General features: G+C 69.2%; 16 protein-coding genes. 9 read left to right on the forward strand and 7 right to left on the reverse strand.

From position 1 onward, the window contains the following. The first annotated feature begins 326 nt into the window (after positions 1-326). The 4 genes from AC3IYJ_RS19820 (at position 327) to AC3IYJ_RS19835 (ending at position 5314) form a co-directional block, all read left to right on the forward strand. Positions 327-1442 (forward strand): LacI family DNA-binding transcriptional regulator, encoded by a 1116-nt coding sequence (locus AC3IYJ_RS19820; RefSeq protein WP_215021268.1) that lies wholly within the window; start codon positions 327-329, stop codon positions 1440-1442. 230 nt (positions 1443-1672) lie between these two features. Beyond that, positions 1673-2959, forward strand: a complete 1287-nt coding sequence (locus AC3IYJ_RS19825; protein ID WP_489402616.1) for a metallophosphoesterase — start codon at positions 1673-1675, stop codon at positions 2957-2959. A 148-nt stretch (positions 2960-3107) separates the two neighbouring features. Further along, positions 3108-3923, forward strand: a complete 816-nt coding sequence (locus tag AC3IYJ_RS19830; protein WP_489402617.1) for a hypothetical protein — start codon at positions 3108-3110, stop codon at positions 3921-3923. 302 nt (positions 3924-4225) lie between these two features. Beyond that, the gene (locus AC3IYJ_RS19835) at positions 4226-5314 is read left to right on the forward strand and encodes a tetratricopeptide repeat-containing glycosyltransferase (RefSeq protein ID WP_489402618.1); all 1089 of its coding nucleotides are present in this window, start codon (positions 4226-4228) and stop codon (positions 5312-5314) included. Positions 5315-5392: 78 nt separating this feature from the next. Here the strand turns inward: AC3IYJ_RS19835 and thiC are convergent, their stop codons facing one another. Next, positions 5393-7180, reverse strand: a complete 1788-nt coding sequence (gene thiC / locus AC3IYJ_RS19840; protein WP_489402619.1) for a phosphomethylpyrimidine synthase ThiC — start codon at positions 7178-7180, stop codon at positions 5393-5395. Between the two features lie 211 nt (positions 7181-7391). Here thiC and AC3IYJ_RS19845 point away from each other — a divergent pair, with 211 nt between their 5' ends. After that, complete coding sequence (locus AC3IYJ_RS19845) at positions 7392-8819, forward strand: YibE/F family protein (RefSeq protein ID WP_489402620.1); 1428 nt, start codon at positions 7392-7394, stop codon at positions 8817-8819. Positions 8820-8979: 160 nt separating this feature from the next. Here the strand turns inward: AC3IYJ_RS19845 and AC3IYJ_RS19850 are convergent, their stop codons facing one another. From AC3IYJ_RS19850 to AC3IYJ_RS19865, 4 genes are all read right to left on the reverse strand, one after another. Beyond that, positions 8980-9429 carry an SsgA family sporulation/cell division regulator gene (locus AC3IYJ_RS19850; RefSeq protein ID WP_330297406.1) on the reverse strand — a complete coding sequence of 150 codons (450 nt, stop codon included), beginning with the start codon at positions 9427-9429 and terminating at the stop codon, positions 8980-8982. Between the two features lie 97 nt (positions 9430-9526). Then, entirely contained in the window at positions 9527-10264 is a 738-nt protein-coding gene (locus AC3IYJ_RS19855) for an IclR family transcriptional regulator (RefSeq protein ID WP_489402862.1), read from the reverse strand. Between the two features lie 282 nt (positions 10265-10546). Then, on the reverse strand, positions 10547-10765 hold the full coding sequence (locus AC3IYJ_RS19860) for a DUF5326 family protein (RefSeq protein WP_489402863.1): 219 nt from the start codon (positions 10763-10765) through the stop codon (positions 10547-10549). 152 nt (positions 10766-10917) lie between these two features. After that, a complete protein-coding gene (locus AC3IYJ_RS19865) occupies positions 10918-11235 on the reverse strand; it encodes a cupin domain-containing protein (RefSeq protein ID WP_330297408.1) in 318 nt (105 codons plus the stop codon). A gap of 90 nt (positions 11236-11325) precedes the next feature. Between AC3IYJ_RS19865 and AC3IYJ_RS19870 the strand changes: the two genes are divergently transcribed. The 4 genes from AC3IYJ_RS19870 (at position 11326) to AC3IYJ_RS19885 (ending at position 13968) form a co-directional block, all read left to right on the forward strand. After that, positions 11326-11706 (forward strand): phage holin family protein, encoded by a 381-nt coding sequence (locus AC3IYJ_RS19870; RefSeq protein ID WP_489402621.1) that lies wholly within the window; start codon positions 11326-11328, stop codon positions 11704-11706. An 11-nt stretch (positions 11707-11717) separates the two neighbouring features. Then, complete coding sequence (locus AC3IYJ_RS19875) at positions 11718-12209, forward strand: low molecular weight protein-tyrosine-phosphatase (RefSeq protein WP_489402622.1); 492 nt, start codon at positions 11718-11720, stop codon at positions 12207-12209. Next, positions 12206-13369, forward strand: coding sequence for a cystathionine gamma-lyase (locus AC3IYJ_RS19880; RefSeq protein WP_489402623.1), 1164 nt, complete (start codon positions 12206-12208; stop codon positions 13367-13369). Before AC3IYJ_RS19875 ends, AC3IYJ_RS19880 begins: the two co-directional genes overlap by 4 nt. Positions 13370-13488: 119 nt before the next feature. Then, entirely contained in the window at positions 13489-13968 is a 480-nt protein-coding gene (locus AC3IYJ_RS19885; protein ID WP_489402624.1) for an NUDIX domain-containing protein, read from the forward strand. A 32-nt stretch (positions 13969-14000) separates the two neighbouring features. Here AC3IYJ_RS19885 and AC3IYJ_RS19890 read toward each other — a convergent pair whose 3' ends face one another. Both AC3IYJ_RS19890 and AC3IYJ_RS19895 read right to left on the reverse strand, forming a co-directional pair. After that, positions 14001-15287 carry a globin domain-containing protein gene (locus AC3IYJ_RS19890; protein WP_489402864.1) on the reverse strand — a complete coding sequence of 429 codons (1287 nt, stop codon included), beginning with the start codon at positions 15285-15287 and terminating at the stop codon, positions 14001-14003. A 58-nt stretch (positions 15288-15345) separates the two neighbouring features. After that, positions 15346-15996 carry an HAD family hydrolase gene (locus AC3IYJ_RS19895; RefSeq protein WP_489402625.1) on the reverse strand — a complete coding sequence of 217 codons (651 nt, stop codon included), beginning with the start codon at positions 15994-15996 and terminating at the stop codon, positions 15346-15348. Between the last annotated feature and the right edge of the window lie 126 nt (positions 15997-16122).

The raw sequence follows: 16122 nt of genomic DNA on the forward strand, positions 1-16122 counted from the left end.
GTCGACTCAATACTCCTCACCTTATGAGGATTCCGCCCATCCGAGAACGGCAGGCGCCAGGAATGCGGGAGAGCGCACGCATATATGCGCGCGCCGGTGGCCTGCGCCGTGGCGCGCGTCCCTCGTACAGGTGAGTTGAAAGCTGCCCGAGACCGCACCGTTTTGGCATGCCCGGACCCGACGACAGGCGCCCCTCGCCCCCTTCCCGGGAAAACACCTTGGTTTCCAAGGTCATTGGGGGTGGCGAACCCTGCAGAATCGTGCCTGTCAACGCCTGCATATGCATCCGGACCACCCGGCCCCCCGAGCCCTACTATCGGCTCGCCATGACAGCAGCAGGGAAGCACCAGGTGAGCCGGACCGAGACCACCCGGCGGGCCGCCGGCCGACAAAGCCGGGCCGGCATCAGGGACGTGGCCGCGGCGGCGGGCGTCTCGATCACGACCGTCTCCGACGCGCTCAATGGCAAGGGGCGGCTGCCGGACGCCACCCGCCGCCACGTCCGCGAGGTCGCCGACCGACTGGGCTATCGCCCGTCCGCGGCGGCCCGCACCCTCCGTACCGGCAAGTCGGGCCTCATCGGCCTGACCGTGACGACGTACGGGGATGAACCTTTCACCTTCACCGAATTCGCGTACTTCGCAGAGATGGCCAGGGCAGCCACCTCCGCCGCGCTCGCCCGCGGCTACGCCCTCGTCATCCTCCCCGCCACCTCCCGACACGATGTCTGGTCCAACGTGGCCCTCGACGGCACCGTCGTCATCGACCCCTCCGACCACGATCCCGTCGTGACCGAACTGGTCCGTCAGGGCCTGCCCGTGGTCTCCGACGGCCGCCCCGCAGGCTCACTCCCCGTCACCGCCTGGGTGGACAACGACCACGAGGCCGCCGTACTGGGCCTCCTGGACCACCTCGCAGCCGCCGGCGCCCGCCGCATCGGGCTGCTGACCGGCACCACCACCGACACCTACACCCGCCTCTCCACCACCGCGTACCTCCGCTGGTGCGAGCGCGTGGGCCAGGACCCGGTCTACGAGTCCTACCCCGCCCACGACCCGTGCGCCGGCGCCGTCGCCGCCGACCGGCTGCTCGCCCGACCCGACCGGCCCGATGCCGTGTACGGGCTCTTCGACCCCAACGGCACCGATCTCCTCGCCGCCGCCCGGCGCTACGGCCTGCGCGTTCCCGAGGACCTCCTGCTCGTGTGCTGCAGCGAATCCACCGTGTACGCCAACACCGAACCGCCCATCACGACCCTGTCCCTCAAACCGCGCCGCATCGGCACCGCCGTCGTACAACTGCTCATCGACGCCATCGAGGGCGTCGACACCGGACGACCCGTCGAACAGGTCATCCCGACCGAACTGATCATCCGTACTTCCTCCCAGCGCAGGCAGCCCCGTACGACCGTCAGCCCGCCCCGCTCCCCGGCACAGGACTGACCGACCACGCCGGTCCCTGGGCGGAGCCAGTGGCCCCGCCCAGGATTTCAGCAGTACCGATATTGGGAGAAACCGGTAGGAACAAGTAGCTCCGACCAGGATTCACCACCCCTGGTGCGTCACAGAGCGCGAGCTGCATTCCTATGATGGGCGCACGACATCACGGACCCGCCGCCCCGAAGGCGAGAGGTCCGCAGGTGTACGGCAGTGCGACGGTGGTGGAGGGGTCGATGACGCAGGGGGCCGGTCAGGGACCCGCGGTGCGGACGGACACGCAGCGGGACTTCCGAGTGCCCCTCGTCGAACCCGCCCCGCCTGCCGTGCCCTCCGGGGTCGCCGTGCCCGTCGGGCTGGCCGGCGACGCACCCGTGTACGGGGAGTACCCCGCGTACTACGACGAGAGCCCGGCGGCCGCGCCACTCGCTCCCGCTCCCGTTCCCGTCCCCGCGCAGCACGCCTACGGGTACGAAGCCCCGTACGCCGCCGGCACCGGCGCACCCGGGACCGCGCCCCTGGCCCCGCCCTCGTACGGGACGAGCCACGTCCCGGAGGAGAGCGACGCCGGGGACGGCGACTTCGAGGACTACACCCCGACGCAGCGCGACCTCCCGGTCATCGGCCGCGGCGCCCTCGGCGGCCCCGGTGACACCGTCCAGGTCCAGTACGTCCCCCAGGACTTCGCGGCCGACGGTCCCGGCCCGCTCTACGTGGTCGGCGACGTCCACGGCTACCTCGCCGAACTCGTCTCCGAGCTCCAGGTCCAGGGCCTCATCGACGCCGACCACAACTGGTCCGCCGGAAACGCCCGGCTCTGGTTCCTGGGCGACTTCACCGACCGCGGACCCGACGGCATCGGGGTCATCGACCTCGTCATGCGCCTCTCCGCCGAGGCCGCCGCCGCAGGCGGCTACTGCAAGGCCCTGATGGGCAACCACGAGCTCCTGCTCATCGGCGCCAAGCGGTTCGGCGACACCCCCATCGTCTCCGGCGCCGGCACCGCCACCTTCCAGGCCGCCTGGCTCCTCAATGGCGGTCAGCGCACCGACATGGAGCGCCTGCAGGACGTCCACCTGCAGTGGATGTCCCGGCTGGACGCGGCCGTCCTGGTCGAGGACCACCTGCTCCTGCACTCCGACACCACCGCCTACCGCGACTACGGCGACTCCGTCGAAGACGTCAACGACACCATCCACGAGCTGCTCAACCGCAACGACGCGGACATCACCTGGGACCTCTTCCGCAAGTTCACCAAGCGCTTCGCCTTCCGCGACGAGGGCACGGGGCCGCAGGCCGTCCGCGAGCTCCTGGGCACTTACGGCGGCAGTCGCGTCGTGCACGGCCACAGCCCCATCCCGTACCTGCTGGGCGAGGTGGGCACCGAGGACGGCGACGAACCGCGCGGCCCCGAGGCCGTGGTCGGTCCCCACGTGTACGCCGACGGGCTGGCCATCGCAATGGACGGCGGCGTGACGATGGCGGGCAAACTGCTCGTCGTGCAACTCCCGTTGAACGACTGAGGCTTCCCGGAGCGGGGTATTTCCGGAAAGCCCCTGTCAACGCACGGCATGGGCGCTCTACCATCGCTCTATCCGTAGCAGGCTCTCCTCCGTTTGTGCCGGTGCCCGGGTCTACGCGGGCATACCGGCCCCTACGGAGCATCGGGGGATGCACATGACCAGCGCTCCGCACCTGCTCACCGAAGACCGACCGGAGTTCGATCGGCTCCTCGACGAGGCGCTGCGCACCGCGAACGACCGGCCCGAGCTCGCCACCCTGGGCGAACGGCTGAACGCCGAACAGCTGCGCACCATGGCCATGGGGGCCAGCGCGCTGCTGACGGCCGCGGCGGCAGCCGAGTACGACCATTACGTGAAGGTCCGCAAAGAACGGCAGGGCGAGATCCTGTCCACTCCCGGAACGACGGCCAGGGAGAGCGGCGAACAGAGCGGCGGCGGCGCAGGACTGGGCGCCGTGGTCGCGGTCCTCGCTCCGGTCCTGGCCGGCACCGCCATGCTGATCTTCCTGATGGTGGGCTACATCCTGAAGTCCGTCGAGCCCGAACCGGCCTTCGCGGACACCATGCTGACGGCGGGTTGGCTCTTCGGCGGGCTCACGGTCGCGGCCCTGCTCTTCGCCGTGATCGGGCTACTGGTGACGGCCGTCCGCAACAGTTCCACCGAGGTGGCGGCGGACGAGACCGAGTCCATACCCGACGAGGTGTCACGGGCCCGGGAGGCCTGGCGCAACGCCCTGCTGGAGCGCGGCATCATGCCGTTCCTACGGGACGCGCTGGCCGATCCCAGCGCCGTTGCCGGGTTCCCTGCCCCCCGCAAGCCGGGAGCCGGGCGCATCCCCAACCTGGGGTACTCCCGGCCCGACTTCACCAGCCCCGGGGCCCCGTCGCAGGGACCCAGGCCCGGTTACACGTCCCCGGACTTCACCAGCCCGGACTTCGGCGGCCCGGAGACCGAGCCGGAGTGATGGCTACTGCGTGCTGACGGCTTCGGAGGACCCGAGCAGCACTCGGCGGGGCGATGTTTCACGTGAAACGCCACCTCTGTTTCACGTGAAACATCGGAGCGCTCGACCCACTAACCTGCGGACCGGTCGGCGCGCCGCCCACCGATGCCCCGGGCCCGATCCCTAGAGTCGCCGACGATCCATCCGGACCGGCGCGCCGTGAGCAGAGCCCTAGAAGTGGTCGTAGAGGCACAGCGGCCCCACCGCCGGCAGGAACGCCACTACAGCGGACGGGACCCGTGAAACCAACAGTCTGCCTCAACATGATCGTCAAGAACGAGGCTCCGACCATCCGGAAGTGCCTCGACTCGATGCGTCCCCTGATCGACACGTGGGTGATCGTGGACACCGGCTCGACGGACGGCACACAGGACGTCATCCGGGACTGCTTCAGCGATCTGCCCGGGGTACTCCACGAACGCCCGTGGAAGGGGTTCGACGGCAGCCGCACCGAGGCCATCGAACTCGCCCGCTCCAGCGCCGACTACCTGCTGTTCATCGACGCCGACGACGAGATGCAGGTACAGCCAGGATTCCGGATGCCGGACCTGACCCTCGACGCCTATCAAGTCGCCCTGCACGACGGGCCGATCATCCACTGGCGGCCTGCGCTGGTCTCCACGCGGCTGCCCTGGCGCTACGTCGGCGTACTCCACGAGTACATCGAATGCGGCACGGAGCACAGCCTCGGCGTGCTCGAAGGCGCCAACATCCTCAGCGTCGGCGGCGGCGCCCGCCTCCGGGAGGGCGGCCAGCGGCAGAAGTACCTGCGCGACGCGGAGATCCTCGAACAAGGGCTGATCAAGGAACCCGACAACACCCGCTACGTGTTCTACCTCGGCCAGAGCTGGCGGGACGCGGGCGAACCCGAGAAGTCCCTCGCCGCCTACGACCGGCGGGCCGGCATGACCGGCTTCGCCGAGGAGACGTACTGCGCCCAGGTCTACGCCGCACGGCTCGCCGCGAGTCTCGACCGGCCGCCGGCGGAGGTAATGGACCGCTACCTGCGCGCGCACGAGAGCCGTCCCACACGCGCCGAGGCAATCGGCGAGCTCGCCCGTCTCTGCCGCGTCCAGAACCGCTGGCCGCTCGCCTACATGTTCGCCCGGGAGGCGGTGCGCATCCCCCGCCCCCAGGACATCCTCTTCGTCGAGTTCTCGTGGCACGAGTGGCGCGCGCTCGACGAGCTCGCGATCGCCGCCTACTGGACCGGGCAGTACCAGGAGTCGCTGGAGTGCTGCGAACGGCTCCTGAGCGAGGGCGAGCTGCCCGAAGAGCAGCGTGAGCGGGTCTCCCAAAACCTCGACTTCGCCCAGCGCAAGCTGGGCGCGGCGTACCGAGTCGTCGCCTGACCGTGAACGGCCGGGACGGTCCCGCGACTCCCCCCATGGGTCGCGGGACCGCCCGGCCGTACGTCAGTGCACCGTGCGTCAGTCGGCCAGCGGCAGGTATACGCGGTTGCCCGAGGCCGCGAACTCGGCGGACTTCTCCGCCATGCCGGCCTGGATCTCCTCGGCCTTCAGGTCTCCGCCGTGCTCGCGGCGGATGTCCTGGGAGATCTTCATCGAGCAGAACTTCGGACCGCACATGGAGCAGAAGTGCGCGGTCTTGGCCGGCTCGGCCGGGAGGGTCTCGTCGTGGAACGAACGGGCCGTGTCCGGGTCGAGGGCCAGGTTGAACTGGTCCTCCCACCGGAACTCGAACCGCGCGTCCGACAGGGCGTCGTCCCATTCCTGGGCGCCCGGGTGGCCCTTGGCCAGGTCCGCCGCGTGAGCAGCGATCTTGTACGTGATGACGCCGGTCTTCACGTCGTCGCGGTTCGGCAGGCCCAGGTGCTCCTTGGGCGTGACGTAGCAGAGCATGGCGGTGCCCCACCAGGCGATCATCGCGGCGCCGATGCCCGAGGTGATGTGGTCGTACGCGGGTGCGACGTCCGTGGTCAGCGGGCCCAGCGTGTAGAACGGCGCCTCTTCGCAGATCTCCTGCTGGAGGTCGATGTTCTCCTTGATCTTGTGCATCGGGACGTGCCCGGGGCCCTCGATCATCGTCTGGACGTTGTACCGCTTGGCGATGGTGTTCAGCTCGCCCAGCGTCTTCAGCTCCGCGAACTGCGCCGCGTCGTTGGCGTCCGCGATGGAACCGGGGCGCAGGCCGTCACCCAGCGAGTACGTGACGTCGTACGTCGCGAGGATCTCGCAGAGCTCCTCGAAGTTCGTGTAGAGGAAGTTCTCCTTGTGGTGCGCCAGGCACCACGCGGCCATGATCGAGCCACCGCGCGAGACGATGCCGGTCTTGCGGCGCGCGGTCAGCGGGACGTACGACAGCAGCACGCCGGCGTGCACCGTCATGTAGTCGACGCCCTGCTCGGCCTGCTCGATGACCGTGTCCTTGTAGATCTCCCAGGTCAGGTCCTCGGCGCGGCCGTCGACCTTCTCCAGGGCCTGGTACAGCGGCACGGTGCCGATCGGCACGGGGGAGTTGCGCAGCACCCACTCGCGGGTGGTGTGGATGTTGCGACCGGTCGAGAGGTCCATGACCGTGTCGGCGCCCCACTTGGTCGCCCAGGTCATCTTGTCGACCTCCTCCTCGATCGAGGAGGTGACCGCGGAGTTTCCGATGTTGGCGTTGACCTTCACCAGGAACCGCTTGCCGATGATCATCGGCTCGATCTCGGGATGGTTCACGTTCACCGGCATGACCGCGCGACCTGCGGCGATCTCCTCCCGGACGACCTCGGGGGAGACGTTCTCGCGGATCGCGACGTACTCCATCTCCGGGGTGATCTCGCCCCGGCGGGCGTACGCGAGCTGCGTGACGGCAGCGCCGCCACGGCCCCGGCGGGGCTGGCGCGGACGGCCCGGGAAGACCGCGTCGAGGTTCTTGAGACCACCGCGCGGCGAGGTGTGCTTGATGCCGTCGTCCTCGGGGCGCACGGGGCGGCCCGCGTACTCCTCGGTGTCACCACGGCCGATGATCCAGTTTTCGCGCAGGGGCGCAAGACCCCGGCGGACGTCGGTCTCGATCTGCGGGTCGGTGTACGGACCGGACGTGTCGTAGAGCGTCACGTCCTTGCCGTTGGTGAGGTGGACCTGGCGAACCGGCACCCGGATGTCGGGGCGGGAGCCCGCCACGTACCCCTTGTGCCAGCCAGGCTGGCGCTCGGTCTGGCCGTCGGCGTCCTGGCTGACGGCAGGCGTGCGTGCGTCCTGAATGGTCATGAGACCTAATCTCCCTACGCCGGCATTACCCGGTAACAGGTTCGGCGGTCGACGCAGCCTCCTCCCGTACGCATCTTCGAATGCGAACGGTGATCAGCGCCCTCTCAGCCCGGTGCTCCGAGCTCCCGCGTTGTGCAAAGTAGCCCCCACGCTAGCGTCATGTGTGGCGTGCTGAACAGTGGGCCCCCTCATCTGTTGCGATGATCTGCCGGTGACGTCCTCGCCGCAGCCCCCCATCGAGCCCACAGATCCCGCTGGTCACACCGACCACGCCGGCCACGCGCACGCGGAGCCCGAGCCCTCGCCGGGACACGCACCCGGGCACTCGTCCGGGCATTCCCACGGCCACTCGCACAGCCACGGTCCGGCAGCCCCCGTCTCGAAGCACCTGCGCAAGGTGATCGCCGCCGTGCTGATCCCCTTCGCCGCCGCCGTCGTGGTCGGCATGGTCGTGCTCTGGCCGGGCGGCGCCCCGGCGCACGAACGATCCGGGGTCGGCTTCGACCGCCAGACCCAGCAGGGCAAGGTCGTCGCGCTCGCACAGGTCGACTGCAAAGCGGTGAATGCCGCGCAGGTGCCGGCCACCGGCGACACCTCCACCCCATCGGGCCGCGAGGCGGTCGCCGAACAGACCGGCAACTGCAAGAAGGCGACCGTCCAGGTCTCCACCGGCCCCGACAAGGGCCGCGAGTTCTTCGAGATCGTCCAGCCAGGCGCACCACGACAGTTGACGAACGGCCAGGAAGTGGTGGTCGCCTACGCGCCGGACGCGCCCCGCGACCTCCAGTACTCCGTGATCGACGTGAACCGCAAATTCCCGATGGCCCTGCTGGCGGGCATCTTCGCCCTCGCGGTCGTCGTCGTCGGGCGGATGCGCGGTGTGTTCGCACTCATCGCCCTCGTCGTCAGCTTCGGCGTACTGACCCTGTTCATCCTCCCCGCGATCCTCCAGGGCTCGAACCCCCTGGTGGTGGCGGTGGTCGGAGCCAGCGCCATCATGCTGATCGCGCTCTACATGTGCCACGGCCTGACGGCCCGTACCTCAGTGGCGGTCCTCGGCACCATCGTGTCGCTGGTGCTGATCGGCCTGCTGGGCTCGCTGTTCATCGGCTGGGCGTTCCTGAGCGGCAACACCGACGACAACACCGGACTGATCCACGGGCTCTACCCGCACATCGACATGAGCGGTTTGCTGCTTGCGGGTGTCATCATCGGATCGCTCGGCGTACTCGACGACGTGACGGTCACCCAGACGTCAGCCGTCTGGGAACTCCACCAGGCAGACCCTTCGATGGGCCCGCGTGAGCTGTACCGGGCGGGCATCCGGATCGGTCGGGACCACATCGCCTCGGTGGTCAACACCCTGGTACTGGCCTACGCGGGCGCCGCGTTGCCACTGCTCCTGCTGTTCTCGATCGCGAACAGCAGCATGGGTTCGGTGGCCAACAGCGAGCTGGTCGCGGAAGAGATCGTACGGACGCTCGTGGGCTCGATCGGACTGGTCGCCTCGGTGCCCGTGACGACGGCGCTGGCCGCGCTGGTGGTGTCCGCCGACCGTGCGGGATCCCCGGCGGGCACGGCTGCCCCGGCGACCTCTGGGCCACTGCGCGGCGGCCGGGGCCGGCGCCGCAAGCGCTGACCGGCGACGGACGGGCCAGGGACGAGCAACCGGCGGGCGCGGCCGGCCAGTCGCGCGCGGCCGGTCCTGGGCCACGGCAAAGCGGTGCGCTCAGCGCGCCGGCACCTCATTCCGGTCGGTCGGCAGGCTCTGGTCAGCCCACTGCGCCGTCGGCCGCCGGTCAGCCTGCGTTCTGCTCGTTCTGCCGGGACTCCGCCAGGATCTTGTCGAGCGCCTCGTCGAGGTTCTCCTCGAAATCCCCGAGGTTGCGCTCCTGTCCGAGCGGAACGATCCGGTCGGTGCGGTCGAGGAACGCGACGAGCGGAGCCGCGCTCGCACGGAAAAGAGCCCGGTCCGCACCCACCTGCAGTCGGATGTGGACATCGGACAGCTCCTCCGGGTCGGTGGGGGCGATGTGGACATCACCGTCGCCGCAAGGCTTGTTGATCCCGTCGAGAAGCAGCTCCCGGCCGAACGCCCAGGTCACGGGCGCGTCTCCGGGAAGGTGGAAGGTCAGGCGGACTGCGTAAGGATCACGCGCCTCGTACCGGAGCTCCACCGGGATCCGGAACGAGAGCTCCTCGGAAACGAGGAAACTCATCATGACCTCTGCCTGTACCGACTCGCGCATTGCCTACCCTGCTGTAGTTGAAGTGGCCAGGAATGGTCCCCCAAGGCCCTCTTGACAAGAGTGGTGGAAGCGCTAGCAGATCACAAGGAGTGAGTTTTCAGATACTGATAGAGAACGAGAGGGTGCTCAACAGCGCGCCTACTTCACTCCGTAGCCGATCGACCGCATACAGCAATCGATTTTCGTGGTGCAGAGGGAGAGAAATCGCCATGGTCGCCGCGGTGTCTCCGGCGGTGATGGGGATGGCCGCGCACACCGTTCCCAGGGCGTACTCCTGCCGCTCGGTCACCGGTTGCATCCGCTCCATGGAGCCGATCCGCTGCTCCAGAGCCCGCATGTCGGACACCGTGTAAGGGGTGATGGCCTCGACCGGGTGGCGGTCGTAGTAGTCCCTGCGCGTCTTCTCGTCGAGCTGGGCGAGCAGGCACTGCCCGATGGCGTGCGCGTGGCCGGTCTCGCGGAAGTCGGCCCACTCCTCGCAGGCCGGATTGGCCGGGGTGTCCGATACTCCCACGACCTCGATTTCACCCTCGCGGTAGACCGCGAAGTAGACGGGGGCCCCGACCGCGTCGCGGAAGTGCGCGAGGGAGTCGAGGATCATGCTGCGACGTTTCTGCGGGAGCCCGACACCGGCCAGTCGGCCCGCGGCGTCACCCAGGACGAAGACGCCGCTCTCCCGACGCAGATAGCCCTCGTGCGTCAGGGTGCGCAGGAGGTGGTACGCGGTGGGAAGCGGGAGCCCGGCCTCGCGCGCCAGTTGTTTCGCCGGGGCTCCCTCGCTATGGGAACCGACCGCTTCGAGCAGCCTCAATGCCCTCTGCACCGAACCGATCAGAGTCGGCACACCGGCATTGTGAACCGAAGACAAAGCTCACCCCCAGGCGTGGCGGCGGGCCTTGGGGGGGCCCACCCTGCGGGGGCCGCCCCCGCGTGTGCCGTGACTCCTGGGGGTCGTGCTCGGCGGCTGTTTACAAGAACCGCAGGTCAGGGCGGCAGTACCGGCTTTCGGCGCCCAGGGAACGGCACAGATTGCCACTCTATCCGCCGATTCCCGGGCTGTGAGCGGTTTAGCGCTTCACGTTCCCTCACCTGGGTTAATCCCGGTGTTGCCCGAGTTCTACCAGCCTTCGGAGGAGGACTTCGTCCCGCTGCCCGTGAACTTCTTGACGACGAAGATCAGGCCACCGACGAGGGCCGCGAGGAGGAGCGCCTTGAATACGAAGCTGATCAGCGCGCCCAGCACCGTGGTGATCACACCGCCGAAGACGAACAGCACCAGCAGCGGAACGGCGACCCACTTGACCCACCAGGGCATGCCCTCGAATATCCCTCGGATGCCTTCCATGTCCCCAACCTCTTCCTTGTCCGTGACTTCCTGCTCTCGATGCTAGGAGGCCACGGATCCCGGCGGGGGCCCTCGAGCCCTCGGAGTCCCCTGATCCGACCCCTAGGGGGACCGGGCTCCCGACCCTCAGTCCCGGTGTCCGTTCACCCTTCCGGCGGAGAGAAGACCACCATCACTTTGAGGTTCTCGGTGATGTGGTGGAACTTGTGCGGCACTCCGGCCGGCACGTAAACCACGCTCCCGTTCGCCACCGTCGTCGTCTCCTCCCCGACGGTGATGGAGGCCCGGCCGCTCACGACGAAGTACACCTCGTCCTGGCCGTGCGGCTGCTGCGGGTCGCTCTCACCGGCGTCCAGCGCGTAGAGCCCCACCGACATGTTCCGCTCGCGCAGGAACTGCAGATAGGCACCCTCGTTGGCGGCCCGCTCGGCCTCGAGCTCGGTCAGCCTGAAGGCCTTCATCGTCTTTGTACCCCTTGTGCTCTCTCGTGCCGTGACCATCCGCAGATCAGCTGATGTTCCACGGGGATCATCTCTGCAACGATCGGACACATGACGAATTTCGTAGTCAAGACAGTGGCCAACGCCGCGGCCCTCGCCGTCGCCATCTGGCTCCTCGCGGGCATCACCCTCGACGACGGCAGCAGCCTGGGCCGCCGCACGCTCACCCTGATCCTGGTCGCGCTGATCTTCGGCGTGGTCAACTCCATCGTCAAGCCCGTGGTGAAGCTGTTCTCGCTGCCGCTCTTCATCCTCACCCTCGGCCTGTTCACCCTCGTGGTGAACGCGCTGATGCTGATGCTGACCTCGTGGCTGGCGAAGCAGTTCGACCTCAGCTTCCACGTGGACAACTTCTGGACCGCGGTGGTCGGCGCCCTCATCATCTCCATCGTCTCCTGGGCCGTGAACATGGTCCTGCCCGACAAGAACTGAAGCGGGCGCCCATGTACCGCGTGTGCTTCGTCTGCACCGGCAACATCTGCCGCTCGCCCATGGCCGAGTCCGTCTTCCGCTCCCTCGTCGCCGACGCCGGGCTCGCGGACCTGGTCGAGGTCGACAGCGCGGGCACCGGCGGCTGGCACGAGGGGGACGGCGCCGATCCGCGCACCGTCGCCGTCCTGGAGGCCGCCGGGTACGAACAGGCCCACCGGGCCCGGCAGTTCCGGACCTCTTGGTTCGCCGGTCTGGACCTCGTCATCGCGCTCGACGCCGGGCACCTCCGCGACCTGAGGGCTCTCGCTCCCACGCCGGAGGATGCCGCCAAGGTCCGGCTGCTGCGGTCCTACGACCCGGCGGCCACGACCTCGCAGGGCGACGTACCCGATCCCTACTACGGGCCCTTCGACGGATTCGAAGAGTGCCTGGAACTGGTCGAGGCGGCCGGACCCGGCCTGCTGGACGCCGTACGCGAAGCTGTGAAGGAGCACACCCCATGAGCACACCCGACAGCGCTCCCGCTCGCGCGGCGCGGCTCGGGGACGGCACCGTCGCCGTCCGCGCCGGCCTGCCCGAGCCAGCCAAGAACGAGCCGACGCTGCCCGGTCCGGTCTTCGCCGCCCATTTCCACCTCCCCGGCGACGTCGAAGGCCCGTACACCTACGGGCGCGAGGCCAACCCCACGTGGACCCTGCTGGAGCGGGCCATCGGGGAACTGGAAGCCCCCGGGCAAGAGGGTGTGGACACCGTCGTCTTCGCCTCCGGCATGGCCGCGGTCTGCGCCGTCCTGCTCTCCCAGGCGCGGGCCGGCGACACCGTGGTCCTGCCCGACGACGGCTACCAGGCCCTGCCCCTCGTACGGGAGCAGCTTGAGGCGTACGGGGTCCACGTGCGCACCGCCCCCACCGGCGGGGACGCCCAGCTCGAGGTCCTCGACGGAGCCCGGCTGCTGTGGCTGGAGACCCCGTCCAACCCCGGGCTCGAGGTCTGCGACATCCGGCGCCTCGTGGACGCGGCGCACGCGGGCGGCACCCTGGTCGCCGTCGACAACACCCTCGCGACCCCCCTCGGCCAGCGTCCTCTGGAGCTCGGCGCCGACTTCTCGGTGGCCAGCGGCACCAAGGGCCTGACGGGCCACGGCGACCTGCTGCTCGGCTACGTCGTCTGCCGCAACGCCGAGCTCGCCGCGGGGATCCGCCGCTGGCGCAAGGTGGTCGGCGCGATCCCGGGCCCCATGGAGGCCTGGCTCGCCCACCGCTCCCTGGCCACCATCCAGTTGCGCAACGAGCGCCAGTGGACCAACGCGCTCGCCGTCGCCGAGGCCCTCTCCGGCCGCGCGGACGTCTCGGGGCTGCGCTACCCGGGCCTGGCCTCGGATCCGTCCCACAAGACGGCCGCGGGCCAGATGCGGGGCTTCGGCTCGGTGGTCTCCTTCACCCTGGCCGACCGCGCGCATGCGGAACGATTCATGGCGGCCCTGCGCCTCGTCGAGGACGCCACCAGCTTCGGCGGGGTGCGATCCACCGCGGAGCGGCGCGGGCGGTGGGGCGGCGACGCCGTGCCGGAGGGGTTCATCCGCTTCTCCGCCGGGGCCGAGGACACCGAGGACCTCGTCGCGGACGTGCTTCGGGCCCTCGACGTCGCCGGATCCACGGCCTGATCAACGGTCTGGAAGGCGGTCCGGGTCTCCCGCCCGGTGACCCGGACCGCCCGGCTCTCGCCCCGGCGCATTTCACCGGCATGCGTTTCAGAAGCGGAAGTCTGGGCCACTCTTCTCCCATGACCGAACGTCCCGTGGTCAAACGCACCGCCCGCGCGATCCTGCTCGACGGTGACGACCTGATCCTCATCAAGCGCACCAAGCCCGGCGTCGACCCCTACTGGCTCACTCCCGGCGGGGGAGTGGAGCCCTCGGACCTGACCGTCGTCGACGCCCTCCACCGGGAGATCCACGAGGAACTCGGCGCGAAGATCACCGATGTGGTGCCCTGCTTCGTCGACACCGTCGAGCACATCGCCGACCGCGGAGTGACCGGCGTCAAGGTGCAGCACTTCTTCGTCTGCCATCTCGAATCCATGGATCCCAGCCAGCGCCACGGACCCGAGATCGACGAGCCGGAGGGCGAGTACGAGATCGTCCGCGTGCCCTTCAGCCGCGTGGGCATCGCCGCCGTCCACCTCGTTCCGCTGTCCCTGCGTCACTACCTCGACGGCAACATCGAGGGCGTGCGCGCTATGCACGCCCCCGACCTGGGCTGACCTTCCGGACCGATCGCGGGCGCCGGCCGGAATCAGCCGGCGACGCCCGCCAGTTCCTCCACCTCGTCGTGGCGGATGCGCTCCCCGGGGATCCCGATCCTCTTGAGCGCATCCACCCCGCTGCGGATCATCGCCACCGGCCCCGAGACGAACGCGTCGTACGAACTCCAGGGCCCGTGCTCGCCGACGGCCTCCGGCAGCTGTCCGGCCAGTCCCTCGGCGCACACCACCGGGCGCACCGACAGCCACGGATGCGAGCGCTGGAGGCCCAGCAGGGTGTCCTTGTCGTAGAGGTCGTGGTCGCTGCGCGCTCCGAAGAACACCTCCACCGGGCGTCGTTCCCCGTGTTCGGCCACGTCCTCGATCAACGCCTTGATCGGGGCGATGCCCGTGCCACCGCCCAGGCAGAGCATGCCGTTGTCGGTGCTGTGGTCGACCACCATGGAACCGGTCGGCGGCCCGAGCCGCAGGACGTCACCGGGCCGGGCGTGGCGTACCAGCGCGTTGGAGACCCATCCCGCCGGGACCGCCTTCACGTGGAAGGACAGCAGTCCGTCCGCGCGGGGGGCCGAGGCGAAGGAGTAGTGCCGCCAGACCCGTGGCCACCACGGTGTCTCCAGGCTCGTGTACTGGCCCGCGAGGAACGGGTACGGCTGGTTGGGGCGGACGGTGATCACTGCGATGTCCGAGGTGCGCAGATCGTGGGAGACCACTTCGGCGTGCCACCACGGCGGCGCCTTCGTGTCGGCCTCGGCCGCCGCGTCGATCATGATCTGGGAGATCGCGGTGTACGCCCGCGCCCAGGCGGCTTCCGTCTCCGGCCCCCAGGTGTCGTGGGCGTACCGGGCCAGGGCCCCGATCAGGGCCTCGCCGACCGGCGGATAGTGGCCGGGCTGGGTGCCGTACTTGCGGTGCCCGCTGCCCAGCCGGCTCAGGTACGCGGTGAGCACCTCGGGATGGTCGATGTGCTCGGCGGCGGTCAGCAGCGCCTTCAACAACCGGTCCCGCTGGGTATCCATGGCGGCGGGGAACATCCCCCGCAGGTCCGGGTGGGCCGTGAACACCAGGGCGTAGAAGTAGGAAGTCACCTTGTCGGCGACGGGTGCGATTTCCGCGAGGGTCCGGCGGATGAGGACGGCATCGGGGGAGGGTGCGGGAGAGGCCTCTGGCGCACTGCCCCCGGACGGTATCCGGGCGGTCCTCCGTCTGGCCGATCTGGTGGGCGGAGCGTCCATGCGGTGCCTCGCTTCGAGCATCTCGGTAGGTCTGCACACGCCACGGCCTTCGAATCCGTGGTTCCGGGTTCCACAGCGTGCCAGTCCGCCCCAGAGCTTGCGGGGAAATGCGGGAAATCCGCGTTTCGAACCCACTTTCCCCTTAAGATGCCTCAACTCCCGTGCACGGCACCCCTGTCAGCTGGTATGCCTCCCGCAGATCGCGGCCCTCGTAGACGTGCGTCGCCTTCTCCACGAGGTACGGCCGGGCGTTCACCGCGACCGAGCGCGGGACGGCCTCGAAGAGCGCCAGGTCGGTACTCGAGTCCCCGTACGCGACACAGTCGCTCCGCTCCAGCCCGAACTGCGCGCACAGCCGGTCGGCGACCGTCACTTTGCCCTCCGGCGTCAGGATCCCGGCCACGTCCACCGGCCGTGTGAACGGAACCTCCGGGAAGACCGAACCGTGCGCGGCATGCGCACCCCACTCCAGCAGGAGCTCCACGAAGAACGAGGGTGACAGCGAGATCACCGCGCAGTAGTCCCCGCGTTCCCGGATCTCCTGCCACACCTCCCGGATGCCCGACATCCAGGGAGCCCCGTCGAACGCCGTCCGCACATGTGCCGGGGTCAGGTCCGCCCAGAGCTTCTGGGCGGCCAGCGAGAACTCGTGCGGCCCGATCTCCTGTGCCGCGAAGGCCTGTTCCAGCCGGGCGATCTCGTCCGTCAGTCCGAGCTGACGGGAGATCTCGACGGGTGCCGCCGATCCGTACATCAGCGTTCCATCGAGGTCGAAGAGGTGCAGGAGGGTCATAACCGTCGAGGCTAGTGGCTCCGTTTCACGTGAAACAGCGTGTTTCACGTGAAACATCGGCCGGATGTTTCACGTGAAACATCCGGCTCAAATCCTCTGGACCGCGCCCCGGCCGATGAACCAGGC

The sequence above is a fragment of the Streptomyces sp. GL_140 genome (assembly GCF_057834465.1).